The organism is Candidatus Manganitrophus noduliformans (assembly GCF_012184425.1).
In the GTDB taxonomy this organism is placed as follows: Bacteria; Nitrospirota; Nitrospiria; order SBBL01; family Manganitrophaceae; genus Manganitrophus; species Manganitrophus noduliformans.
This window is the reverse complement of the sequence record NZ_VTOW01000002.1, coordinates 197,058-221,159: the sequence shown is the minus strand read 5'-3', so window position 1 is coordinate 221,159 and position 24,102 is coordinate 197,058. Positions and strand designations below refer to the sequence as shown.

The following is a 24,102-nucleotide window of genomic DNA, read 5'->3' as shown; positions in this document are numbered from 1 at the left end:
AGCATCCCGGCCTCGATCCGGTCATCGGCATCAGTCGGCCGGGCCTCCCCGAGGAGAAACTCCGCCTGCTCGTAGTCATAGAGAAGAAAAGCCTTCTCATCTGCCCGCCTCGATCGAAATCCCGGTTTCGTTTCGCTTCAATTCGGAGGGCTCGCCGAGGATCTCACCTCTTGAATCACGCTGAGGCTTAACCTATAATCAATCGGACCCCCTTTTTTCATGAAAGAGGGTGGTCCGTCATCCCGTCGCGACCCTCCCCGGTAACGCGCCGCCGATCTAAGGAGAACATAATGAAACATCCCGACCTCAGCAACTCCCTCCTGGTCAAAACCATTGAGCAGACCGCTCCGCACGATCATCTCTGTCTGCTATATGAAACGCCGCAAGAGCAGCTCGCCGCGGCGATCTCCTTCATCCGAATTGGACTGCAGCGGGGAGAGCGGTGTGTCTATCTTGTCGATCATAACGCTGCAACGGTGACGGGCGCCATGCGTCAAGAAGGGATCGACGTCGATGCGGCGGTCCGGTCTTGCGCGTTGATCATCGCCGAGAAGCAAGAGGCCTATCTTATGGAGGGTTATTTTGACCCGGATAAGATGATCTCCTTTTTGGAGCAGACCCTTCATTCGTCCGAGAAAGCCGGATTTCCCGCATTGCGGGTGACCGGCGAGATGACCTGGGCCTTGGGGGGAGATCCGGGGACGAAAAGGCTGATCGAATATGAAGCCAAATTGAATCGGTTTTTCTCGAAAAAGAATGTCTCCGCGATCTGCCAGTACGACCGAAAGCGATTCAGCCCGGAGGTCCTTCTCGATGTGATTCGCACCCATCCGAAAGTCATTTCGGGGGGGGTGGTCTGTCGAAATCACTATTATGTGCCGCCGGGGGAGTTTTTCTCGAAAAACGGCGCCTCTGTTGCGTTTGAGCGTACGTTGAATAATATTGTCGATCGCGAGAAGAGCGAGATTGCGCTTCGTGAAGGCAAGATAAATCTGGAATTAAAGAATTTGCAGCTCGAGCGGGAGATCGTCGAGCACCGGCGGGTGAATGAACGGCTTGATCTCTATCGCCGGATTGTCTCCTCGGCTTATGACGCCATTGCCGTGATCGATTCGAAGGGGGGATATCTTGAACAGAATGAATCCCACCGCAGGTTGATCGGGTATTCCGATGAGGCGTTGCGCGGAAAAACGCCGGCGATCCATCTCGGAGAGGAGTCGTTCGGGCGGATCGCGGAGGAATTGGTTAAAAACGGAATCTACCGGGGGGAGCATGTCAGCCGAACCAAATCGGGGGAGGAGCTTGTCATCGAGCTCTCCGCCTTCACCATGCGGAACGAAGCGGGGGAGGTGGTCTGTCACGTCGGGATCAAACGGGACATAACCGGACGCAAGCGGATGGAAGAGGCGCTCAATGTGTCTCAGAACAGGTACAAGGGGCTGGTCGATTCGATCGATGGGATCGTTTGGGAGGTCGATATCTCGACCTACCGATTCACCTTTGTCAGCCGGCAGGCCGAGCGGATCCTCGGTTATCCGGCGGCGCGGTGGCTCAACGAGCCGGATTTTTGGAGGGAGCAGATTCATCCGGAAGATCGCGAGTGGGCGGTCGCCTTCTGCGCCAAGAAAACCCGCGAGATGTGCGATCATGATTTCGAGTACCGGATGATGGCGGCCGACGGACGCGCGGTTTGGCTGAGGGATCTGGTCACGGTGATCGTCGAAAACGGCCGACCGGTGATGCTCCGCGGCGTGATGATCGATGTCACCGAGCAGAAGCGAACGGAGGAGGCGCTGAAGCAGAAAACGGTCGAGGCCGAGGAGGCGAGCCGGTTGAAGTCGCACTTTCTCTCCAACGTCTCTCATGAGCTTCGGACGCCGCTCAACGCCATCATCGGCTATGCGCACCTTCTGGGTGAAGAGGCGTACGGCGCCGTCGCGGCGGAGCAACGGCCGGCGTTGGAGGGGATTCAACGCAACGCAAAAGACCTCTCCCGCCTGATCGGCGACGTGCTCGATCTGTCGAAGATCGAGGCGGGGAAGATGTCGGTCGATCTCTCAGAGGTCGATCTGCCCGCGCTGGTGGCGGAGACGGCGGCCGGGCTTCGTCCCCTCTCCGAGAAAAAATCGCTTCCGATCCGGTGCGTGATCGAGCCGGGAATTTCACGGATCGAAAGCGATGAGAGCAAGATCAGGCAGGTCCTTGTCAATCTTCTCTCGAATGCCGTGAAGTTTACCTCCAAGGGGGAAATCGTCGTTCATGTCCGAAAGGGGAGCGACCGGCAGGGAATCGCGCTGGCGGTTCAGGACACCGGGATCGGCATCCGGCCCGAACAGCTGCCGGGGATCTTCGATGCTTTCCACCAGCTGGACGAGGCCGACACGCGCGAGTTCGGCGGGGTGGGGCTGGGGCTGGCAATCGTGAAGGAGCTGCTGCACCTGTTGGGCGGGGAGATCCGTGTCGAGAGCGAATACGGAAAAGGATCGACCTTCACCGTCCTCCTCCCGGTTCGAAATTAACGGAGTAATGTATATGGAAAAGTCCCATCCCCACGAGCTCCTTCGAGACAAGCTCGACAGCTACCGTCTGCTCGTTCAAGAGGTGAAGGATTATGCGATTTTCCTCCTTGATCTTCAAGGAAATGTGAATAGCTGGAATGAGGGGGCGGAGCGGATCAAGGGCTACCGCGCCGATGAGGTCATCGGCAAGCCGCTTTCGCTCTTTTATCCGAAGCAGGAGATCGACAATGGGAAGCCGTTTCGAAACCTCGCCGAGGCGCTGAGGGAAGGGCGGTTCGAGGACGAGGGGTGGCGGGTCCGGAAAGACGGTTCGCGGTTCTGGGCCAACGTGATCATCACCCGCATTCAGGATGACCAGGGAAAGGTGATCGGCTTCTCCAAGGTGACCCGTGATCTCACGGAACGAAAGGCGGCGGAGAATGAGGTCAGAAAAATAAATACGGAGCTGGAGCGCCGGGTCAAGGAGCGGACGGCGGAGCTGCAGGCGGCCTACGAGGCTCTCAAGCAGCGGACCCAAGAGGCCGAGGAGGCGAGCCGGCTGAAATCGCAATTCGTTTCCAATGTCTCCCACGAACTGCGGACCCCGTTGAACGCCATCGTCGGTTACACCTATCTCATCGGCGACGTTTGCAAGGCGGCGGGGGAGGAGCACCGGGCGGCCTTGGAGGGAATTGAACGGAATGCGAGCGACCTCTTACGGCTGATCAACGATGTGCTCGATCTGTCGAAGATCGAGGCGGGAAAGGTCTCTGTTGAGCTGGGAGAAGTCGATATGGCCGCTTTGCTCAAGGAGCTGGTGGAAAATATGAGCCGGTTGACGGAGGGGAAGCCGGTCCGAGTCGATTGCAAAGTGCCCCCCGATTTTCCTCTGATCGAATCGGATCCCGGAAAAATCAAGCAGATCGTGACGAATCTTCTGTCGAATGCGATTAAATTCACCCCAGAGGGAAAGATTACGATTGAGGCGGCGGCTTCCCCGGCGAAGGGAGGAATTTTGGTGGCGGTTCAGGATACCGGCATTGGAATAAAGCCGGAGGCGCTGCCGAAGATCTTCGAGGCGTTCTACCAATCCGATTCCGAGTCGACCCGTGCGTTCGGCGGCGTGGGGCTCGGGTTGAGGATTGTGAAAGATCTGGTCGATCTGCTCCGGGGGGAGATCCGGGTTGAAAGCGAATACGGCAAGGGCTCGACCTTTACTGTTTTCTTTCCCGATCGGTTTTACGATCATGTTTGAGAGGCGGCGGAGCGATGGATGTCAAGCCTCTTTTAATTGGCAGCGCTGTCCATTCAACTTTTTCTCGATCCGATCCTCGGTATAGGGAATCCCCTTCGCCGTTTTCCTGCCGTATGATGTAGGGGCGGGTTTCAAACCTGCCCCTACGAAAACCGGTCCTCCTTGAACGATCCCTTCTTGTAAAAAGCCGTTTTATCAAGTAAAATAAAACGTTTTCTGTGCAAGGGGGGGTATGTCTTTACTGACCACGCCGGCGATCGTCCTCGGGAGCATTAAGCTCGGCGAGGCCGATAAGCTGGTCACCTTCTTTACCGCCAAGAAGGGAAAGCTCAAGGGGGTCGCCAAAGGAGCCCGCCGTGTGAAGAGCCGGTTCGGGGCCTCCCTGGAGCCGTTTACCCACTGCAATCTCGTCGTTTTCGAAAAACCGGGGGACAAGTTGGCCCGGGTCAACCAATCCGACATCGTCCACTCTTTTCAAAAACTCCGGGAGAACTGGGGGGAGATTCATCTCGCCTCCCATATGGCCCATCTGGTGCAGCGGATGACACCAGAGGGGGAGCAGAATCTCTTGGTCTACCGGCTTCTTTTAGAGGGGCTGACCTTTCTCGAGCGGGGGGCCGACCCGGAGCTCTCCACCCTGCTCTTTGTCGTCCGTCTTGTTTCCTTTTCCGGTTATCAACCCCGTTGGGACCGCTGCCTGAAATGCCATCGGCCGATGGGGGAGCGAATTTACTTTTCCCCCGCCGACGGCGGGACCGTCTGCACCCAATGCGCCCACGGGCCGCTGGCGACGATCTCGCAGGGGACCCTCGCTTTTCTTCGGGCTTCTCAGAAGATGGACTATACCGTCGCCCATCGCCTGAAGCCTTCCCCCGCCATGCGGTCGGAGATCCGAACCATCTTCGGCCAACATATGACCTACATTACCGGGATGCCGGCCCCCGCCTGGGCCGCAGAGGCCCCTTCGGCGCCGAGCCGGTCCTAAGGTTTCTGTCTTAGTTGTCTGCATCACTCCTCTTTCTTTTGAATGTGCTTTGGTATATATTACTTCCGGCTAAACGTTCATAGGTAAACCGGAGAACCGAAAGCGTGACATTTTGCAACCTCTCCCCTCTACGCCCCTCTCCATCGAAACCCCCGGACCAGACAATCGAATGCCTCTTCTGATCGATCTCTTTTCTCGAATCGAAAATACTTTTGCGCCTGCGCACCGTCTCCCTTCCCGTCGTTGGAATGTTGCCTGGATGATGCTGCTCTGTTTGTTTGGATTGATCGGTCCGCTCGAAGCGGCCGATTCCCCGAAAGTCCGTTATGAGAAAGCATTGCAACTGGCCCGCGACGGAAAACATGACGCGGCCCTTCCGATGCTTCGACAACTGGCGGAGGAATTTCCGAAAGAGCCTTTCTACCTCTACGATTACATGACGGTGCTCAGCTGGGCGGGACGGGATCAAGAGGTTCTCTCCCTTCGATCGCGCGTCGATCTTGCAGCGGCCCCCCCTTATCTTCTGGAGACCCTCGGCCGATCGGCCCGCAATATCCGGGATTATCCGCTGGCGATCCGTTTTTATGAAATGGCGACGAAAAAAGCGCCCGAGCGGGTGGAGGGGGGACTCGGTCTGGCGCGGGCCCATTTGGATAATGGCGCCCCTCAAAAAGCGATCCCGATTCTGCAACGCTTGGATGAAAAACATCCAAAACGAGTCGACATTCTCGAAGCGCTCGCCGAGGCCTACCGGCTCGATCAAAAAAACATCGAGGCATTGGCCGTGTACCACCGGATCCTGCATCTGGATCCGGAACATCGGGAAGCCCGGCGCCAGCGCATCCTGATCGCCGCACAATTGGGGGCCCATGACCTGGCCGCCTCCCTGGCGCGTGAAAACCCGGCGCTTCTCAGTGATGAAGAGTTTGAAAGAATTATCGGCGATCAAGCGGCGCAGTCGATCCGCTTTCAAAAGGCCGACGCCGCCATCCCGCTTCTCCAAGAGCAGTTAAGCCGCCTGGAAGGGCGAGGCCAATCGAGCTCGCCGGCCTATCAGCGTGCCCGGTTCGATCTGATGGCGGCGCTCCGGGACCGGGAAAGGATGGAAGAGGTGATCGCGCTTTATGAGACGCTGTCGGCCGAAGGGATCGAGATTCCCGACTATGCGTTGCGCGCCGCGGCCGATGCCTACATCCACGAACAAGATCCGGAGAAGGCGCGCGATATTTATATGAAGATTCTGGAGCGCAATCCCGACGATTTTGACGCCAAGCTCGCCCTTTTTTACGCCTATTTTGATACGGGAGAATATTCCTCCGCCCTGAAATTGATCGATACGGTGGCCGCCGAAGAGCAGGACCCTTCGCGAAAGTTGCGCGCCGAATCGGTCGCCGCGATGGGGTATGCCTGGGCGGGACAGCTCTCCAAGGCTCAACGGCGTTTTGAATTATTGTTGGAGCGGCAACCGAACGATCCCTATCTTCACTCGAACCTTGGATATGTTTTTTTGTGGCGGGGATGGCCGAGACGCGCGGAGGAAGAATTCCATCTGAGCCAGTCGATCGAACCGGAAGTGCTTGATGCGCAGATCGGCGAGGTCGGAGCGGAGCGCGATCTTTTCGAATTTCGCGCTGCGGAAGAAGGGATCATCGGGCTCGAAACACGCTACCCCGATCATCGTCAGGTAGAAAGACTCCGGCGGAGTTGGAACATCCACAACATGCGAGAGCTGCGGGTGGCGGTGTCGGGCCGGCACAACAGCGGGACACAGGAGGGGGCGAAAGATCTCGCGGTCGATCTCCTGCTCTACTCGCGTCCCCTCGATTACAATTATCGCGTTTTTGCGCATGGGCTTTACAGCCGCTCCGAATTTCCGGAAGGGGACGGCCTCTACCGGCGTTACGGCGCGGGCCTCGAATATCGCGCGCGGGATATCAAAGTCGAGGGGGAGCTTTCGACCGGCGCTTCGCCCGATACCGAATTGGGGCTCAGCCTGCGCGCCGCCTGGATGCCGAATGATTTCTGGACCTGGGGGGCGACTCTGGACACCTACAGCAACGACGTGCCGCTGCGGGGCCGCCTCAACGAAGAGGTGAAGGGTTGGTCGGTCGGCCTGAGCGCCGGTTATCGATTTCACGAATCACGCTCGATCGGGGCCGGAGTCCAATGGCTCGATTTCAGCGACGGCAACCGCCGGATCTCCTATTCCTTGGTCGGATATCAACGTTTGATCAACCGCCCGACCTACAAACTCGATGGACGGCTCGGCTTCTACGGCTCCAACAACACGCTGGAGAACGCCTCATATTATAATCCGAGCAGCGATCTGTCGGCCGAAATCGGCTTGACCAACGAGTGGCTGGTCTTCCGCCGTTATCAGCGATCATTTTTACATCGCCTCGGAGGGACGGTCGGAACGTACCTGCAGCGCGGTTTCGGATCGAACGGCACCTGGGGCGTTTTTTATGAGCATGAGTGGAATCTGAACGATCGGCTCTACCTGCTCTATGGGGTCGGACGGTTCCGCCCCGTTTATGACGGCGTTTCAGAGACATCGATCCGCTGGTATGTGACATTGAACTGGAGATTTTAAGCATGATCCGATGGGCGGATCTCGCGCTTCTCATCATCATGATCGGGGTGATCGGGTTTTCCCCTTTACCGGCCATGGCCGAGAATCGCTTTACCGTTCTTGCTTATCACGATATTCGGGATGAAGGGGCCGAGCCGGGGGTGGTCACCCTCCGGACCGAGACCCTCGTCGCGCACTTTTCCTGGCTGCGGGAGCAAGGCTATAAAGTGATCAGCCTTGAAGAGGTCGTGGCGGCGAATGAGGGACGGCGCCCGCTTCCGGACAATGCGGTGTTGCTGACGTTCGACGACGGCTATCAAAGCATGTACACGCGGGTCTACCCTCTCCTCAAGTTGTTCAACTACCCCGCCGTCGTCGCGGTGGTCGGGAAGTGGATGGAAGCCGGTTCCGGCGAGCGGGTCGCCTACGATAAGGAGCAGGTGCCGCGGGAACGTTTTCTTTCCTGGAGCCAAGTGAAAGAAATGGTCGATTCCGGTCTGGTGGAGGTTGCCTCTCACAGCGATGACCTGCACCAAGGCCTTCTTGCCAATCCCCAGGGAAATGATCAGCCGGCGGCCACGGCGCTCCGATACGACGCGGAGAGCGGCCGTTACGAAACGGCAGAGGCCTATTTACAACGGATCCGCCGCGATCTCTCTCAAAGCATTCAGGCGATCGAACGACACACCGGCCGGAAGCCGCGCGCCGTCATCTGGCCTTACGGCAGCTACAACCGGGAAACGGTCGAGATTGCGCGATCGCTCGGCATGACAATCACGATGGGGCTCGACGGCGGACCGAATGACGCAAGCGACCTCTCGGCGCTCCGCCGGGTGTTCATCATGCACAACGCCTCGCTGGCCGACCTTGTTTCAGACCTGCGTCACTTTGTTCCGCCGCGCCGAATCCGGGTCGCGCAGGTCGATCTCGACTATATTTTTGATGAAGATCCGGCGCGGCAGGAGCAGAATCTCGGTCTTTTACTCGACCGGGTCAAACAACTCGGCATCAATACCGTTTATTTGCAGGCCTTCGCCGACCCCGACGGGAACGGCAGTGCGGAGGCGCTCTACTTTCCGAATCGCCATCTCCCGGTTCGCGCCGATCTTTTTAATCGCGTTGCCTGGCAATTGCACAAACGGGCCGGCGTGCAGGTCTATGCCTGGATGCCGGTGCTTGGATTTACATTTAAAGAGGATCATCCCCTCTCGAAGTTCTCGGTACAAACGGAAGCGCCCACCCGAGCGTCACATGGACCGACCGGACACCCGCGGCTCTCACCGTTCCATCCCGCCGTTCGAGAGGCCATTGGAGAGATCTATGAAGATCTGGCCAAGCAGGCTTATTTCTCCGGCCTTCTCTTCCATGATGATGCTTATCTATCCGATTTCGAAGATGCCGGGCCCTGGGCGCTGGTTTATTACAGAGACCGGTGGAGCCTGCCGCATTCCATCGCCGAGATTCGCCGCTCTCCCGAATTTCGCGACAAATGGAGCCGGCACAAGACCGAATTCCTTGTCGATTGGACAAAAGAGCTCGCCGATCGGGTCAGAAAGTTTCGCCCCGAAATAAAAACGGCCCGGAATCTCTATGCCGGCGTGGTTTTGAATCCCGAATGGGAACAATGGTTCGGCCAGTCTCTCCCGGCCTTTCTGGCGAGTTATGACTATACCGCGGTGATGGCGATGCCTTACCTCGAAGGGGCGGAGAATCCGGACGAGTGGCTCCTCGCGCTGGTCCGGCGGATCGCCGCCGTACCCGGCGGGCTGGACCGGACGGTTTTTGAACTACAAAGCGTCGACTGGAAAACCAAAACGCCGATCGAAGGGAAGACGCTCGCTCGGCAGATGCAGCTGCTCAGGAGAAACGGCGCGCTGAATCTCGGTTATTATCCGGACGATTTTATCAAGGGGCATCCGGAGTTGTCCGAGATACAACGCGGGATGTCGCTCAGCCCCAACTCAAACAAGTAGGCAGGAATGGCCGATCTCTTCGCACAGTTTCTTTCAGTACTCTATCAGTTTCTTTTTTATTACCCGTTCTTCATGGCCTATCTTTGGATGATCGGGGCCCTCTTTTATTTCAGGCATTGGGAGGCCGGTCCGGAACATCGCGTGGAGAATGTGCCGGCCTTGCCCGAGTACCCCCCCGTCTCCATCATCGTTCCCTGCTACAACGAAGGCGCAAACGTGGAGGAGACGATCCAGTTTCTGGTGAATCAGAAATACCCTGCTTTTGAGATTATCGCCGTCAACGACGGCAGCAGCGATCAGACGGGGCGGATGCTCGACGCGCTGGCGGAGCGTCATCCCCCGTTGCGGGTCGTTCATCTGGCAAAAAACCAGGGGAAGGCGATGGCCCTCTCGATGGGCGCGCTGATGTCCAAAAACGAATATCTGATCTGCATCGACGGCGACGCGCTGCTCGATCAACACGCGACGACGTGGATCATAAGCCACTTCCTGCAAGGACCCCGCGTCGGCGCGGTCACCGGCAATCCGCGCGTCCGGACGCGATCGACGCTGCTCGGGAAAATTCAGGTCGGCGAGTTCTCGGCGATCATCGGGATGATCAAGCGCGCCCAGCGCATTTATGGCCGCGTTTTCACGGTCTCGGGGGTTGTCTCCGGATTTCGCAAAAGCGCCCTGCAGCAGATCGGCTACTGGAGCCTCGACACCGTCACCGAAGACATCGACATCAGCTGGAAGCTGCAAATGAACCACTGGGATATCCGTTTTGAGCCGAACGCCCTGTGCTGGATTCTGATGCCTGAAACGATCATCGGGTTATGGCGCCAGCGCCTGCGTTGGGCGCAGGGAGGGATGGAGGCGCTGATACGATACGGCAATGACATGTTCTCCTGGCGCAAGCGTCGGATGTGGGGGGTCTGTCTGGAATACTTCGTCAGCATCCTCTGGGCCTACAGCATGGCGCTCGTCGCGGTCATCTGGGCGGCCCGATGGATTTTCCCATTGCCGGAGATCCTCCAGATCCCTTCACTGATTCCCGGCTGGCACGGCGTGGTGCTCGGCACCACCTGTCTTGTGCAATTTGCAGTGAGTCTGGTCATTGATTCACGTTATGAAAAAGGGATCGGCAAAGTGTACTACTGGATGGTCTGGTATCCAATGGCCTACTGGCTGTTGAGTGTCTTTACCACCGTGGTCGCCGTTCCCAAGGCTGTTTTTAAGAAACACGAGCGGCGCGGCCGTTGGGAAAGTCCCGACCGGGGGTTGCGGCCATGAGCGCGATCATCATTAATGAGCCCCGTTTGCAGACACTGCGGCAGCGCTACGCCTACTCGCTCGTCACCTTTGTTTTCTGGGTCTTTTGGCTTTACCTCTGGCTGCCGTTGGTCAGTCTGGTGGCATGGCTGCTCGGCATCAATCTTTTCTACCAGGAGATGATCCTGCAGGAAGGATACCTCGCCTTTTTTGAATTGGTCGGCTGGTATGCGGTGACGATTCTGATCATGGCGGCCGTGTTATTGGGCTGGGCCGGATACAATCTCTATCGTTTCCGAGGAAAGGAACGCCGCAAGAGCGCGGCCGGGGTCGATCCGGCCGACATTGCGCGCCAATTTGCCGTGGAGGTCGATCAACTCAACCAATGGCACAGGGCAAAACGGCTGACCATCCATCACAATGAGGAGGGGGCGATCGACCGCGTCGATGTTCATTTGTCTGATTCATCGGATAAAAGCCCCCTGGGGCGTGGCGAGGGATAAATTCCGCCCGATTTTCTTGACAACTCCCCGCAGGCTTTGCTACTTTGGTTTCAGTCTTTTTCGAAGTGAAGATGGAGATTTTTCTTGAAAGCTGTTGCCCCCCGAAAGAAAGCCGCCGAGCCCTCTCTCCGCAAGCCCTTGACCTTTCAAGCGCTTTTTTTATCCCTCCATCAATACTGGGCCGAACAGGGCTGCTTGATTCTTCAGTCGTACGATAACGAGGTCGGCGCCGGGACCTTCCATCCGGCGACCTTTCTTCGCGCCCTCGGCCCGGAGCCGTGGAACGCCGCCTATGTACAGGCCTCCCGCCGGCCCACCGACGGCCGCTACGGGGAAAACCCGAACCGGCTTCAACATTACTACCAGTATCAGGTGATCCTGAAGCCGGCGCCGGCGAATATCCAAGATCTTTATCTGAAGAGCCTCTCCTCCTTCGGCCTCCGGATGGAGGAGCACGACATCCGATTCGTCCAAGACGATTGGGAGTCGCCGACGCTCGGGGCGTGGGGGCTCGGCTGGGAGGTCCGCCTCGACGGGATGGAGATTACCCAGTTCACCTATTTCCAGGAGATCGGCGGGATTCCGCTCGATCCGGTTTCAGTCGAAATCACTTATGGCTTGGAGCGGGTGGCGATGTATCTTCAGCAGGTCGATAATGTCTATGACCTGGCCTGGAACGACACGGTCTCCTACGGACAGGTCCATCACGAGGGAGAGGTCCAATTTTCCCGGTTTAATTTCGAGGAGGCAAATACGGAACACCTCAAGGCGGCCTTCCAGCGCGCCGAGGAAGAGTCGCGCGCCTTGATCTCGAAGGGACTGATCCTCCCCGCATACGACTATTGCATCAAGAGCTCCCACCTCTTTAACCTTCTCGATGCGCGCGGGGCGATCTCGGTGACGGAGCGGACGAGCTACATCGCCCGGGTGCGCGGGCTGGCCCGTCTCTGCGCCGAGGGATACCTGAAGCAGCGTCAGGAAGCCGGATTTCCTCTCCTAAAGGACAAGAAAAATGCCTCGTAGCACTTCCAAAAAAGGAACCGGCGCCGGGGCGACAAAAAAAGGGAGAACGACCACCGCGAAGCCGAAGGAAAAATCTTCGCAGGAGCTGCTGGTCGAAATCGGGGTCGAAGAGATCCCTTCAAATATCATGGCCGCTGCCCTTCAGCAGCTTCGGGAGGAGACCGCGGCGCGATTGGCCCCGCTTGGGATTCCTTTCGATCCCCCCCAGGTGTATGGAACCCCGCGGCGTCTGATCCTCTATCTTTCGCAACTGGCCCCCCAACAAGAGACGAGAATCGAGACAGTCTCCGGACCGGCAAAAAAGGTCGGGTTTGATCCGCAAGGGAATCCCACCTCCGCGGCGCTCGGCTTTGCAAAATCGCAGGGGGTGGCCGTCTCCGATCTCAAAGTCCGGCAGACCGAGAAGGGGGAATACCTCTTCGTCGAGCGAGAGGTGCGGGGGGAGGCGACCGTGGTCCTGCTTAAAAAAATCCTTCCTGAAATTTTCTCCTCGCTCGATTTTCCCCGGTCGATGCGCTGGAACGGTGAAGGGGTTGCCTTCGTCCGACCGATCCGCTGGATCGTGGCGCTTTATGGCGGAGAGGTCGTTCCGTTCTCCTACGCGGGGGTGAAGACCGATCGGATTTCCTACGGCCACCGGATCCTCTCCCCGGGGCCGTTTCGGGTGGCCGACTTTTCCGACTACCGGAAGAAAATTCGCAAGGCGTCCGTCCTGATCGACCCCAAAGAACGATATGATCTGATCGTCCAAGAAATGGCCGATCTCGCCGCCGAGAAAAAAGGTCGGATTGAGGAGGATGAAACGCTCGTTTGGCAGGCGGCGTTTATGGTAGAATATCCGAAAGCGGTCTGCGGTTCTTTCGATCTTTCCTTCTTAGAGGTTCCCAAAGAGGTGATCATCGCGCCGATGAAAGAGCACCAGGGCTATTTTCCCCTCGAAGCTTCCGACGGCAAGCTCCTTCCAAACTTCATTACCATCGTGAATAACCCGTCTCCCAAATCTGAAACAATCCGAAAAGGGAATGAGCGGGTATTGCGCGCTCGCCTGGTCGATGCGAAATTTTATTTTGAGAAAGACAGAAAGAGCTCATTAAGAAATAAAGTCGAGGGGCTCACGGGAGTCACCTTCCAAGAAAAACTAGGCACATTGTATGAGAAGACGCAGAGACTGATTCATCTTTCTGGTTTTATAGCAAAACAGGTCGACGTTCCCGGAGAAGATGCTGTTCAGGAGGCCGCCATGCTTTGTAAGGCGGACCTCGTTGCCGGCGTCGTCCGTGAATTTCCCTCGCTTCAAGGAACGATGGGGAAGATCTATGCCGAGATGGATGGAGAAAGTCGCTCCATTGCCGTCGCAATCGAGGAGCATTACCTTCCCCGCTACTCCGGCGGGGCCCTTCCCCGGACGCCGATCGGCCAGGTTCTGGCGGTCGCCGACAAGCTCGATACCATTGTCGGCTGCTTCGGCGTCGGCCTGATCCCCAGCGGCTCGGAAGATCCTTACGCTTTGCGGCGCCAGGGACTCGGCCTCATTCAAATTTTGGTCGCCGACGGCTCGCCGCTCCGGCCCCTCTCTCTTCAGGCCGCCATTTCGGAGTCGATCCGCCTCTATGAGGGTCAGCGGAAGTTTTCGGCCGGACGGGTGGCGGAGGAGGTGAACACCTTCCTGAAGCAGCGGGTCGCCTCTTATCTCCAATCCGAAGGGGTTCGCTACGATCTGATCGACGCGGTCCTTGCCCGAAAGCTCGACCGCCCCCATGTCATGGTCGATTTCGCGAGGGCGTTGGTCCGCTTCTCGACGCAGCCGCTCTTCGGACCGCTGATGATCAGCTTCAAGCGGGCCATCCGGATCCTCCCGAAAGGCTTTTCGGGCGAGGTCAACGTCCCCCTTCTAAAAGAAAATGTGGAGAAGGAGCTGCACGAAGCGATCCATACGGTCAATAAAGGAATCGGCGATTATTGGACAAAGGGCCGGTACGAGCAGATCCTGGAGATGCTCGCCACCTTATACGTTCCGCTGAACCGGTTTTTCGAAGGGGTGATGGTGATGGACCCCAATGAGGAGATCCGGGAGAACCGGCTGAGCCTCCTCTCCTGGGTCCGGACCCTCTTCAATGAGTTCGGTGATTTCTCAAAAATCGTGGAAGGGGAATCTTCTCCCAAACCGGAGCAGAAATGAGATCCGGACAGATCCCGCTCGGATTTTTGATCGCGGCGGTCGTTCTCGTCTCGATGATCGGCTCGAATCGAGCGGAGGGGGGCGGGCTTCAGACCGAAGCGGCGACAATCAGCGGAGAGGTGGTCTTCATCGGAACCGGCGGACCGATTGTGGTCGAGGTATCCGATCTGCCGAGGTTTTCACCGAGGCCGCGTTACTCGATCACGCTCTCTCAATCCGGTCCTTATGAGGTGGAGGTCGGTCCCGGCGCCTATTTTCTAAGGGCGTTTGTCGATGCCAATCAGAACCGGCGTTGGGATGTCGGTGAGCCGATCGGAACTTATCCGACAGAGCGTGCTTTGATCATCGTTCCCCTTGCTTTTAAAAGAGGGATCGACATCCTCATCCCTCTAAAATCGATTGAAGAACAAAAGAAAAGATCACTAAGATAAAGAAAGCGATTTATCGGAGAAGTTGTTTCGACTGGTGAACCTGTTCGGAAAAAGAGCGGAGGAACTTGATGGCAACGAAGAAAAAATATGTCTATTACTTCGGCGACGGCCGAGCGGATGGACGGGGAGACATGAAGGATCTCCTGGGGGGAAAGGGCGCCGGCCTGGCGGAGATGACCCGCCTCGGCATCCCGGTCCCCGCCGGATTTACGATTACCACCGAAGCCTGCATTGAATTCTTCGACAACAAAAAGAGCTATCCGAAGGGGATGTGGGAAGAGGCGCTCGCCGCGTTGAAGCGGGTCGAGAAATCGATCGGATGCGGTTTCGGCGATCCGAAGAGCCCGCTTTTGGTCTCCGTCCGGTCGGGGGCAAAAGCCTCCATGCCGGGGATGATGGACACGGTCTTGAATCTCGGCCTGAACGATCAGACGGTCCTCGGCCTCATCGAAAAGTCGAAGAACGAACGGTTCGGTTACGATGCATACCGCCGGTTCATCTCGATGTTCGGCAGCGTCGTCATGGGGGTAAAGCGGGACAAGTTCGAGAAGGCCCTCGAAGAGAAGAAGTTGCAGCTGCGGGCCCGCCTCGATACCGATCTTCCGGCCGAGGCGCTCAAGGAGATGGTCCAGACCTACAAGAAGATCGTCCTGAATGAAACGGGGCGAAATTTTCCGGAAGATCCGATCGAGCAGCTTCGCCTCGGCATCAATGCCGTCTTCAACTCCTGGTTCGGCCAACGGGCCATGACCTATCGCCGGTTGAACAACATCCCCGACACCTGGGGGACCGCCGTGAGCGTTGTCGCGATGGTCTTCGGAAATCTCGGCGAGACGTCGGGAACCGGCGTCGCCTTTACCCGCGATCCGTCGACCGGGGAGAGACGATTCTTCGGGGAGTTCCTCTTTAACGCGCAGGGAGAAGACGTGGTCGCCGGCATCCGGACCCCCCTGCCGATCGACGCCTTAAAGCAAAAATTGCCGAAAGCGTATCGCGATCTCATGGCGGTTTACAAAAAACTGGAAAAGCATTACAAGGATATGCTCGACATCGAGTTCACGATTCAAGAAGGGAAGCTCTACATGCTTCAGACGCGGGTCGGCAAGCGGACCGCGGCGGCGGCGATGCGGATCGCGGTCGAGATGGCGAAGGAAAAGCTGATCACCAAAGAGACGGCATTGTTGCGGATCGACCCTGTGCAACTTGATCAGCTGCTCCATCCGATGATCGATCCGAAGGCGAAGGTCCGGATCATCGCCAAGGGACTTCCGGCCTCTCCGGGGGCGGCGATCGGCAAGGTCGTCTTCACCGCGGAAGAGGCGCAGCATATGGCGGAGCGGCACGAGCGGGTGATCCTGGTCCGGACGGAGACCTCGCCGGAAGATATCGGCGGGATGCACGCGGCGGAAGGGATCGTCACGGCGCGCGGGGGGATGACCTCGCATGCCGCGGTGGTCGCCCGGGGGATGGGAAAGTGCTGTGTCGCCGGCTGCGGGGCTTTACATATCGATGAAGAGCGAAAGTTCTTCACCGTCGGCGACGTGACGGTGAAAGAGGGAGATTACATCACCCTCAACGGTTCGACAGGAGAGGTGATCCTCGGCCAGGTCGATCTGATCCAGCCGGAGATGAGCGGTTCTTTCAAAACCTTGATGGGATGGGCCGATGCCGCCCGGAAGCTGAACGTCCGGGCGAACGCAGACACCCCGCACGACGCCCGCGTCGCGCGCGAATTCGGGGCGGAGGGGATCGGGCTTTGCCGGACGGAGCATATGTTCTTCGAGGGGGACCGGATCAAGGCGGTCCGGGAGATGATTCTGGCCGACACGCTGGAGGGGCGGAAGCGCGCGTTGGCAAAACTGCTTCCGATGCAGAAGGGGGATTTCATCGGAATCTTCCGCGAGATGAAGGGGCTGCCGGTGACGATCCGCCTCTTGGATCCGCCGCTCCATGAATTTCTGCCGCAGACGGAAGAAGATCTCGAAGAGCTCTCCCGCGAAATGGGGATTCACGTCGATCTGCTTCGGGCCAAGAACAGGAGCCTCCATGAATTCAATCCGATGCTCGGCCATCGCGGCTGCCGGCTCGGCATCACCTTCCCCGAGATCTATGAAATGCAGGCGCAGGCGATCTTCGAAGCGGCCTGCGAGTTGGCGCAGGAGAAGTTGAAGGTGATCCCGGAAGTGATGATCCCGCTGGTCGCTCACATTAAAGAGCTCTCGGAGATGAAAGCCCTCTGCGTCAGGACGGCGGAGGAGGTCATGGCCCGATACAAAAAGAAGATCAGCTATACGATCGGGACGATGATCGAGCTGCCGCGCGCCGCGCTGGTGGCCGATCAGATCGCGCGGGAAGCGGAATTCTTCTCGTTCGGAACCAACGATTTAACCCAGACCACCTTCGGTCTCTCCCGCGACGACGCCGGCCGATTCCTGCCGGACTATGTCCACAAGGGGATTTTGGATCAAGACCCTTTCGTCGCCATCGATCAAGAGGGGGTCGGTCTCCTCATGAAAATGGGGGTGGAGAAGGGGAGATCGGCTCGACCCGGGATGAAGATCGGAATCTGCGGCGAACATGGGGGCGAGCCGAGCTCGGTGGAATTCTGCCATCGGATCGGCCTGAACTATGTCAGCTGCTCTCCTTTCCGGGTGCCGATCGCGCGGCTTGCGGCGGCGCAGGCGATGGTCCGGGGAAAGATGAAGGGAAAGGACGGCGGCCACCGCGCAACGGTCTGATCTGTTAGAAGATCCAGTTGTTCCTTGTAGGGGCGTATTGCAATACGCCCCTACGTTTTTGGGGGTAGCGATCATGAAAATCCAGACCATCTGGGCGGTGAAGGTTGTGCCGGATGATGAAGCGGAGGATCTTCACGAGTTCGGTCTCTCTTGGTACCGCTTTGCAAAAGAGCCGATCGAGACCGACCCCGTCTTGAAAATTCCGGCCAAGCCGGCGGTCTGGGTCAAATTCTCCAAACTCGAACAGCTTGAGCTGATGCAATCCGATTTCCCCGAAGCCAAACTCGGCCCCGCCGGCTCCTTTACCGAGGGAATTCTTTTTGCCGAGAGTTGGGACAAAGCAGAGGCGCTTCGGAAGAAAGTACACGCCGTTCTTCTCGGGGAGGGAGAAGATGAGATGGGGAAAATCATCAAGGAAGAGACGATGGAAGATTATTAGAGGTTTGCTCCTTCATCAGGGTTCTCGTGAGGGACGATAGAAGAACGCAGCGCTTTTTTCAAGAAATCTGCCGCTGATTTGACATCCTACCAGGCCCGCTTATATAGTAGCGTCATGCCGAAAACGGACGTCGATTATATGAAACGCGCGCTTCGCCTCGCCCGGAAGGGACGCGGGAAAACTTCCCCCAATCCGATGGTGGGCGCGGTGATCGTCAAAAATGGCGCCGTCGTCGGCGAAGGATTCCATCCCGGTCCGGGCGCCCCCCACGCCGAGGTGATCGCCCTTACCCAAGCCGGAAAGCGGGCGAAGGGGGCGACCCTCTATACCAATCTCGAGCCCTGTTGCCACACCGAAAAGCGAACCCCTCCTTGCACCGATGCGATTTTAAAAAGCGGCCTCCGCCGGGTGGTCGCCGCCATGACCGATCCGAATCCGCTTGTCTCCGGACGAGGACTGGAGCAACTCCGGAAGGCGGGAGTGGAGGTGACGGAGGGAGTTCTCCGTGAAGCGGCGGAGCGGCTAAACGAGGTCTTCCTCAAATACATCACGACCGGGAAACCGTTTGTGATCCTCAAAGTCGCAATGACCCTCGACGGCCGGATTGCGACGGCGAAGGGATCCTCCCGTTGGATTACTGGAGAGGCGGCGCGATTAGAGGTCCATCACCTCCGTTCCGAGGTCGACGCGGTCCTGGTGGGGATCGGGACCGTTCTGGCCGATGATCCGATGCTGACGGCGCGCCGGCCGGGGAGGAGAAACCCGATTCGGATTGTCATCGATCCCGATCTCAAGATCCCGCTGAAAGCCAAACTGGTCTCCTCCCTTTCAGAGGCGCCGACCTTCCTCATCACGACCTCCTCGGCCTCCGTCGAAAAAATTAGAAAACTGGAGAAGGCGGGGGTCCAGGTGGCCCTTCTTCCTCAGGCAAAGAGGGAAATCTCCTTCGACGATATTTTCGAGCGCCTCGGAAAGGCGGGGATTACCAGCGTGTTGATCGAAGGAGGGGGAAGGGTGAATGGCATGGCGCTTCGATCCGGCGTGGTCGACAAAGTGATCTTTTATGTCGCCCCGAAGCTTCTCTGCGGGGACGATGCGCGAAGCGCCGTCGCCGGAAAGGCGATCCCGAGTCTCGGAGAGGCGCTCCTCCTGGAGGGTGTCCAGGTTCAAGAGAGCGGGGGGGACCTTCGCATTGAGGGTTATCTAAAGAAAAAAGAAAGAGGAGGCCGTTCATGAACCCGATTCGAATTTGGATTTTCTTCTTCATCCTCTGCTCCGCATGTGCTCCAAGCCGACACGTTCCCTCCGCTGCTTCAGACGATCCGGCGCTCCTGCAGGAAGAGCTCCATCCTTTGGTCCAACAATACCTCGCTTCGGGAGATCCGAATCAATCGGAGGCCCTGCTCAAAGAGATCCAAAACAAAAAAGGGGTGACCGTAGAACAGATCGAGCAGGCGATTCAAAACGGCATCTATCCGCTGGAGCCGAGGGTCGGGCCGTTGCATCTGGAGCTTGAGATCGAAGGGGAGCCGGCCGATTATGCCCTTTATGTTCCGGAGAGCTACGATCCGGCCGTCGCCTACCCGCTGATCGTCTGTCTGCATGGGGCCGGTTTCACGGGAGACAGCTATCTTGAGCGGTGGCAGGCCCGCCTGGGGGAGAAAACGGTCCTGGCCTGTCCGACGATGATGGGGGGGGCCTGGTGGACCCCGGGAGGGGAGGCGCTGGTGACGGCGGTGATCGACGACGTTCGATCGAAGTACCGCATCGATCCCGATCGGGTTTACCTTACCGGCATGTCGAACGGGGGGATCGGGACTTACCTCATCGGAATGTTCCACGCCGATCGTTTTGCCGCGATCTCCCCGATGGCCGCCGGCATTCCCGACGAGATTTTTCCCTTTCTTCGGAATTTTTCCTCCACCGGGATTTACATCGTCCATGGGGCGCAGGATGAGGTGATGCCGGTGATCCTCTCCCGGAAAATCAGCGAATATCTCAAAGAGCAGGAGATTCCTTATACCTATCGCGAGCACGACCGCCTTCATCCGATGGCGGGAGGCCACTTTTTTCCCAGGGAGGAATTGCCGGAGTTAGTGGCATGGTTCGACGGACAACACCGGGAGCCTTATCCGGCCCGAGTTGTCTCCATCCGAGATTCGGAACACTTACAGCCCTTTTATTGGACCGAGATCAATCAGGCCGAGGGGGAGGTCGCCAGCGTTTTTGGATCGATTTTCGACGCGGAGGAGGCGGATCGGGTGAAGCAGGGGGCTTTCCCTTCTTTGACCGCCGAGGTGAAGGAAAACCGGATTGATGTCCAAACCGAGCGGGTTGAAAAGTACACCCTTTTTTTCAACCGCGCGTTGATTGATTTTTCAAAACCGGTGACGGTGTATACCAACGGCCAAAAAAGCTTCGAGGGACGGCTCTCGGAGGGGATCGTTCCTCTCCTGAAGGAGGCGAAGCGAAGAGAGGACCGAGGAGCGCTTTATTCGGCGTCGGTGACGATTAACTTAAAAACAAAGTGACGGAACATGTTTACCGGTATCATCGAAGAGATGGGGGTGGTCAAAACGATCGATCGGAATCTTCAGTCGATCCGATTGACCCTCTTGGCGAAGACCGTTTTAGATGATCTTGAGATCGGAGACAGCGTGACGGTCAACGGGGTTTGTACGACGGCGACCGCCTTGATTGAAAGCGGGTTCACCGTCGATCTCTCCCCGGAAACGGCGCGGGTGACGACCCTCGGCGGTCTGAAGGCGGGCGATCCGGTCAACCTCGAACGGGCCATGCGGATCATGGACCGGATCGGCGGGCATCTTGTCTCGGGGCATGTCGAAGGGGTGGGGGTGATCCGCGACCGAAAACAGGAAGAGAATGCGATCATTCTGACCATTGAAGCGCCGTCGGACATTTTAAAGTACTGCATCAAAAAGGGATCGATCGCCGTCGACGGGGTGAGCCTGACGATCAACAGCTTGACCGACCGGAGCGTGACCCTTTCGATTATCCCTCATACCGCCAAGGTCACGACATTGGGCCTGAAGGAGATCGGCGCCCCGGTGAATCTGGAAAGCGATCTCATCGGGAAGTATGTGGAGAGACTCTTGGGGGCCGGGGGCCAGGGGCCAGGGGTCAGGCAATAAAAACCAGGAGAGGGAATTGTTCTTATTGTCGGTCTATGTTCTTTTGCGTGATTTAATTTTTCCCTGGCCCCTGTTCCCCGGCCCCGGACCCCTGCTTCTCATCGCCCAAACCAAGCGCATCCATTTTGTATTTTAACTGCCGCCGGGAGATGCCGAGGAGCTTCGCCGCCCGCGTCTGAACGTGACGGCTCTGTTCAAGGGCGTGCGAGATCATCTGCCGTTCGAGCTGTTCGACCGCCTGTTCCAACGGCAGCTCTCTAAAAGAGATCAAGTCGTTCGAACCGGATCGGCCCGGTTTCCTTCGGATCGCGGGAGGGATGTCGTCTACATCGATCCGCTGAGAGGAGGAGAGGGTGACCATTTGCTCGATCAGATTTTCGATCTCGCGGATATTTCCCGGCCATTCATAACCAGAGAGGATTTCCATCGCTTCTGCCGTGATCGATTTGGGGGGGAGCCCTTCCGCCGCCGATTTCTTGTCGAGGAAGTGCTTGATGAGGAGCGGGATATCCTCCTTTCTTTGGCGAAGCGGGGGGAGGAAGATCGGAATGACATTGATCCGATAATAGAGATCTTCCCGAAAACGCCCTTTGCGGATTTCTTCTTCCAGATCTTTATTGGTTGCCGCGATGACCCGGACGTCGGTTTCGATGAGATCCGATCCCCCGACCCGCATGAATTTCCGCTCTTCCAAGGCGCGAAGGATTTTGGCTTGGCAGGGGAGCGAAAGCTCTGCGACTTCGTCGAGGAAAAGCGTTCCGTGATCGGCTTGCTCGAATCGTCCGATCCGTCGCGACTGTGCGTCGGTAAACGCCCCGCGCTCGTGGCCGAAGAGCTCGGTTTCAAGAAGCGTTTCTGGGATGGCGGCGCAATTGATCGCCATGAACGGATGGTTTCGTCGGCTGCTGTTGTAGTGAAGGGCCTTGGCGACCAGCTCTTTTCCGGTGCCGCTTTCCCCCAGAAGGAGCACGGTTGTCTTGGTGTCGGCGACGTGTCGGATCTTTTCGAAGACCGCCTGAATCGCCTCGCTGTTCCCGACGATGTTTTCATATCCGTACCGCTTGGAGACTTCCGTTCGAAGGGCTTGCACTTCTTTTTCAAGGTCGCGATTGGAGAGGGTCTTGGCCAAGAGCCACTTGAGCTCTTCCAGGTCGAACGGCTTGGTCAGATAGTCGTCGGCGCCGGCCTTGATCGCTTCGACCGCGGTTTTGATCGTCCGGGTCGCGGTGAGCATAATGATCGGGATCTTTTCGTCGGCCTCGCGGATTCGCTTGAGCGCCGCCATCCCATCCATGCGCGGCATGATCAGATCGAGGAGAATCAGATCAGGGAAGGCTTCCTGAAAACGCCGCACCCCTTCCTCGCCGTCGGAGGCGAAAACAAGGGCGTACTCTCGCTTCAAGAAATTCCGGAAGGATTCCTGAACGCTGATCTCATCATCGATGACGAGAATCTTTTTCATCTGTGCCGAATCGGGGAAGGAGATGGGATTGCTTAACGATAGCCGATCAAAATCGCCGTGATGTTGTCTTCGCCCCCTTTTTCTTTCGCTTTCTCAATGAGGGCGCTGCATGTCTTTTCGAGATTATCCCGCGTTTGGGTCAGGATGGCGCTGATTTCTTCAAGGGTCAATTTGTTGCTGAGGCCGTCCGAACAGAGGAGAAGAATATCTCCGGTGGCAGGGGTCCGACGGACGGTTTCCACCTCCACGGCGGGGCTGGTGCCGAGCGCGCGGCTGATGACATGTTTGAGCGGATGGCGCTCCGCCGCCTCGGGGGTGAGGAGGCCCTTTCGGACATACTCGTTCACCAACGAGTGATCTTGCGTCAGTTGTTGCGTCTTGTTGTTCTGGTGGAGATAGACCCGGCTGTCGCCGACGAAGCCGATGAGCATCTCCTCACTCCGGGCGATGACGGTGACGACCGTGGTTCCCATCCCGCTGAGCGCGGCGTCTTTTTCGCCCGCCTCGTGAATTCTTTGGTTTGCGTGGTTGATGGCCCGGGCCAGTTTCATCTCTTCCGTCTGTTCCGTAATTTCCGTGGAGGAGAAGAATTCCTTGATCAGCTCGACCGCCATTTTGCTGGCGACTTCGCCCGCCGCATGGCCGCCCATTCCGTCGGCGACAATGTAGAGGTTATGCTCGGGAAAGAGTCCGAAACTGTCTTCATTGGATCGACGGACGCGACCCACATCGGTTAACCCTGCGGCGATCACCTTCATTTGTCGGAGTCCTCAGTCGATTCGATTGGTCGGTTCTGATTTGATGAACGTTTGAAGAAGTAGGACATCAAGCTCATTTTATAAGATAGGTGCAATTTTGTCCACCATCGTTTTAGAGATAAAGGAAAGCGCATGATGTTACTTAAATGGGTACTATATCGGATGAAGTTCGATCTTGCAAGGGATCGTGATCAGATTCGAACAGGACATTCACGACAATGAAGGAATTCCTTGACATGGATTGCGAGAATTACGTAAATTACGGAATCTTTTTCTTTCAAAAGATTCTGTTCGCCGGACCGGGGGTCTGATGAATATCGTCTACTTCGACCTCGAAACGAAAAAGAGCGCGGAAGAGGTGGGAGGATGGGAAAACAAGCACCGGATGGGTTTCTCGTTCGGGGTGACCTATTCGACGCGCGACGATCGGTTCCGAGGATATGAGGAAGAGGATATCCCGGCCTTGATTTCCGAACTGCGCTCGGCCGATCGAATCGTCGGATACAACATTCTCGGTTTCGATTATTCGGTCCTTTCGCCTTATACCGATGTGAACCTTTCGGCGCTTCCCACGCTTGATTTGATGACCTATCTTCATCCGATCCTCGGATTTCGCCCAAAGCTCGACAGCCTGGCCGCGGCGACCCTCAAGGCGGGAAAGACGGCCGACGGTCTCAAGGCGATCCGATGGTACCGCGAAGGGAATTTCGCCAGCATCGCTCTTTACTGTAAAGAGGATGTGCGCATCACGCGCGATCTCCATCTCTACGGCTGCCGGAACGGATTTATTTATTATACGAATCGATCGAACCAGGCCGCGCGCGTCAGCGTCGTCTGGTAGTCTTTCTCCCCGCTGTTTCTTTCTTTTTGATTTCCGTTTGTG

General features: G+C 57.4%; 18 protein-coding genes. 16 read left to right on the top strand and 2 right to left on the bottom strand.

Annotated features, from left to right (window positions below):
* The first annotated feature begins 290 nt into the window (after positions 1 to 290).
* The 15 genes from MNODULE_RS10430 to MNODULE_RS10360 all read left to right on the top strand — a co-directional run bounded on the left by MNODULE_RS10430 (position 291) and on the right by MNODULE_RS10360 (position 20,999).
* Entirely contained in the window at positions 291 to 2,519 is a 2,229-nt protein-coding gene (locus MNODULE_RS10430) for an MEDS domain-containing protein (RefSeq protein ID WP_168059493.1), read from the top strand.
* 13 nt (positions 2,520 to 2,532) lie between these two features.
* On the top strand, positions 2,533 to 3,753 hold the full coding sequence (locus tag MNODULE_RS10425) for a PAS domain-containing sensor histidine kinase (protein WP_168059491.1): 1,221 nt from the start codon (positions 2,533 to 2,535) through the stop codon (positions 3,751 to 3,753).
* Between the two features lie 232 nt (positions 3,754 to 3,985).
* Positions 3,986 to 4,738: a DNA repair protein RecO gene (recO, locus tag MNODULE_RS10420; protein ID WP_168059489.1), complete on the top strand. Its 753-nt coding sequence runs from the start codon at positions 3,986 to 3,988 to the stop codon at positions 4,736 to 4,738.
* A 259-nt stretch (positions 4,739 to 4,997) separates the two neighbouring features.
* Positions 4,998 to 7,331 (top strand): poly-beta-1,6 N-acetyl-D-glucosamine export porin PgaA, encoded by a 2,334-nt coding sequence (pgaA, locus tag MNODULE_RS10415; protein ID WP_168059487.1) that lies wholly within the window; start codon positions 4,998 to 5,000, stop codon positions 7,329 to 7,331.
* 2 nt (positions 7,332 to 7,333) lie between these two features.
* Positions 7,334 to 9,283 (top strand): poly-beta-1,6-N-acetyl-D-glucosamine N-deacetylase PgaB, encoded by a 1,950-nt coding sequence (gene pgaB, locus MNODULE_RS10410; protein ID WP_168059485.1) that lies wholly within the window; start codon positions 7,334 to 7,336, stop codon positions 9,281 to 9,283.
* Positions 9,284 to 9,289: 6 nt separating this feature from the next.
* Positions 9,290 to 10,555 carry a poly-beta-1,6-N-acetyl-D-glucosamine synthase gene (gene pgaC / locus MNODULE_RS10405; protein WP_168059483.1) on the top strand — a complete coding sequence of 422 codons (1,266 nt, stop codon included), beginning with the start codon at positions 9,290 to 9,292 and terminating at the stop codon, positions 10,553 to 10,555.
* Positions 10,552 to 11,037, top strand: coding sequence for a poly-beta-1,6-N-acetyl-D-glucosamine biosynthesis protein PgaD (pgaD, locus tag MNODULE_RS10400; protein WP_168059481.1), 486 nt, complete (start codon positions 10,552 to 10,554; stop codon positions 11,035 to 11,037). The genes pgaC and pgaD overlap by 4 nt, the downstream gene beginning before the upstream one ends.
* A 138-nt stretch (positions 11,038 to 11,175) precedes the next feature.
* The gene (locus MNODULE_RS10395; RefSeq protein ID WP_168061097.1) at positions 11,176 to 12,060 is read left to right on the top strand and encodes a glycine--tRNA ligase subunit alpha; all 885 of its coding nucleotides are present in this window, start codon (positions 11,176 to 11,178) and stop codon (positions 12,058 to 12,060) included.
* Positions 12,050 to 14,239, top strand: coding sequence for a glycine--tRNA ligase subunit beta (gene glyS, locus MNODULE_RS10390; RefSeq protein WP_168059479.1), 2,190 nt, complete (start codon positions 12,050 to 12,052; stop codon positions 14,237 to 14,239). The genes MNODULE_RS10395 and glyS overlap by 11 nt, the downstream gene beginning before the upstream one ends.
* Entirely contained in the window at positions 14,236 to 14,670 is a 435-nt protein-coding gene (locus MNODULE_RS10385; RefSeq protein WP_168059477.1) for a hypothetical protein, read from the top strand. Before glyS ends, MNODULE_RS10385 begins: the two co-directional genes overlap by 4 nt.
* A 68-nt stretch (positions 14,671 to 14,738) precedes the next feature.
* Positions 14,739 to 17,408: a pyruvate, phosphate dikinase gene (ppdK, locus tag MNODULE_RS10380; protein ID WP_168059475.1), complete on the top strand. Its 2,670-nt coding sequence runs from the start codon at positions 14,739 to 14,741 to the stop codon at positions 17,406 to 17,408.
* Positions 17,409 to 17,481: 73 nt separating this feature from the next.
* Complete coding sequence (locus MNODULE_RS10375) at positions 17,482 to 17,847, top strand: hypothetical protein (RefSeq protein WP_168059473.1); 366 nt, start codon at positions 17,482 to 17,484, stop codon at positions 17,845 to 17,847.
* Positions 17,848 to 17,961: 114 nt separating this feature from the next.
* Positions 17,962 to 19,083, top strand: a complete 1,122-nt coding sequence (gene ribD / locus MNODULE_RS10370; RefSeq protein ID WP_168059471.1) for a bifunctional diaminohydroxyphosphoribosylaminopyrimidine deaminase/5-amino-6-(5-phosphoribosylamino)uracil reductase RibD — start codon at positions 17,962 to 17,964, stop codon at positions 19,081 to 19,083.
* Positions 19,080 to 20,378, top strand: coding sequence for a carboxylesterase family protein (locus tag MNODULE_RS10365; RefSeq protein ID WP_168059469.1), 1,299 nt, complete (start codon positions 19,080 to 19,082; stop codon positions 20,376 to 20,378). Before ribD ends, MNODULE_RS10365 begins: the two co-directional genes overlap by 4 nt.
* Positions 20,379 to 20,384: 6 nt before the next feature.
* Complete coding sequence (locus MNODULE_RS10360; protein ID WP_168059467.1) at positions 20,385 to 20,999, top strand: riboflavin synthase; 615 nt, start codon at positions 20,385 to 20,387, stop codon at positions 20,997 to 20,999.
* 52 nt (positions 21,000 to 21,051) lie between these two features.
* Here MNODULE_RS10360 and MNODULE_RS10355 read toward each other — a convergent pair whose 3' ends face one another.
* Both MNODULE_RS10355 and MNODULE_RS10350 read right to left on the bottom strand, forming a co-directional pair.
* On the bottom strand, positions 21,052 to 22,461 hold the full coding sequence (locus tag MNODULE_RS10355; protein WP_168059465.1) for a sigma-54-dependent transcriptional regulator: 1,410 nt from the start codon (positions 22,459 to 22,461) through the stop codon (positions 21,052 to 21,054).
* Between the two features lie 32 nt (positions 22,462 to 22,493).
* A complete protein-coding gene (locus MNODULE_RS10350) occupies positions 22,494 to 23,219 on the bottom strand; it encodes a Stp1/IreP family PP2C-type Ser/Thr phosphatase (RefSeq protein WP_168059463.1) in 726 nt (241 codons plus the stop codon).
* A gap of 310 nt (positions 23,220 to 23,529) precedes the next feature.
* Between MNODULE_RS10350 and MNODULE_RS10345 the strand changes: the two genes are divergently transcribed.
* Entirely contained in the window at positions 23,530 to 24,060 is a 531-nt protein-coding gene (locus MNODULE_RS10345) for a ribonuclease H-like domain-containing protein (protein ID WP_202882175.1), read from the top strand.
* Positions 24,061 to 24,102: the final 42 nt, after the last annotated feature.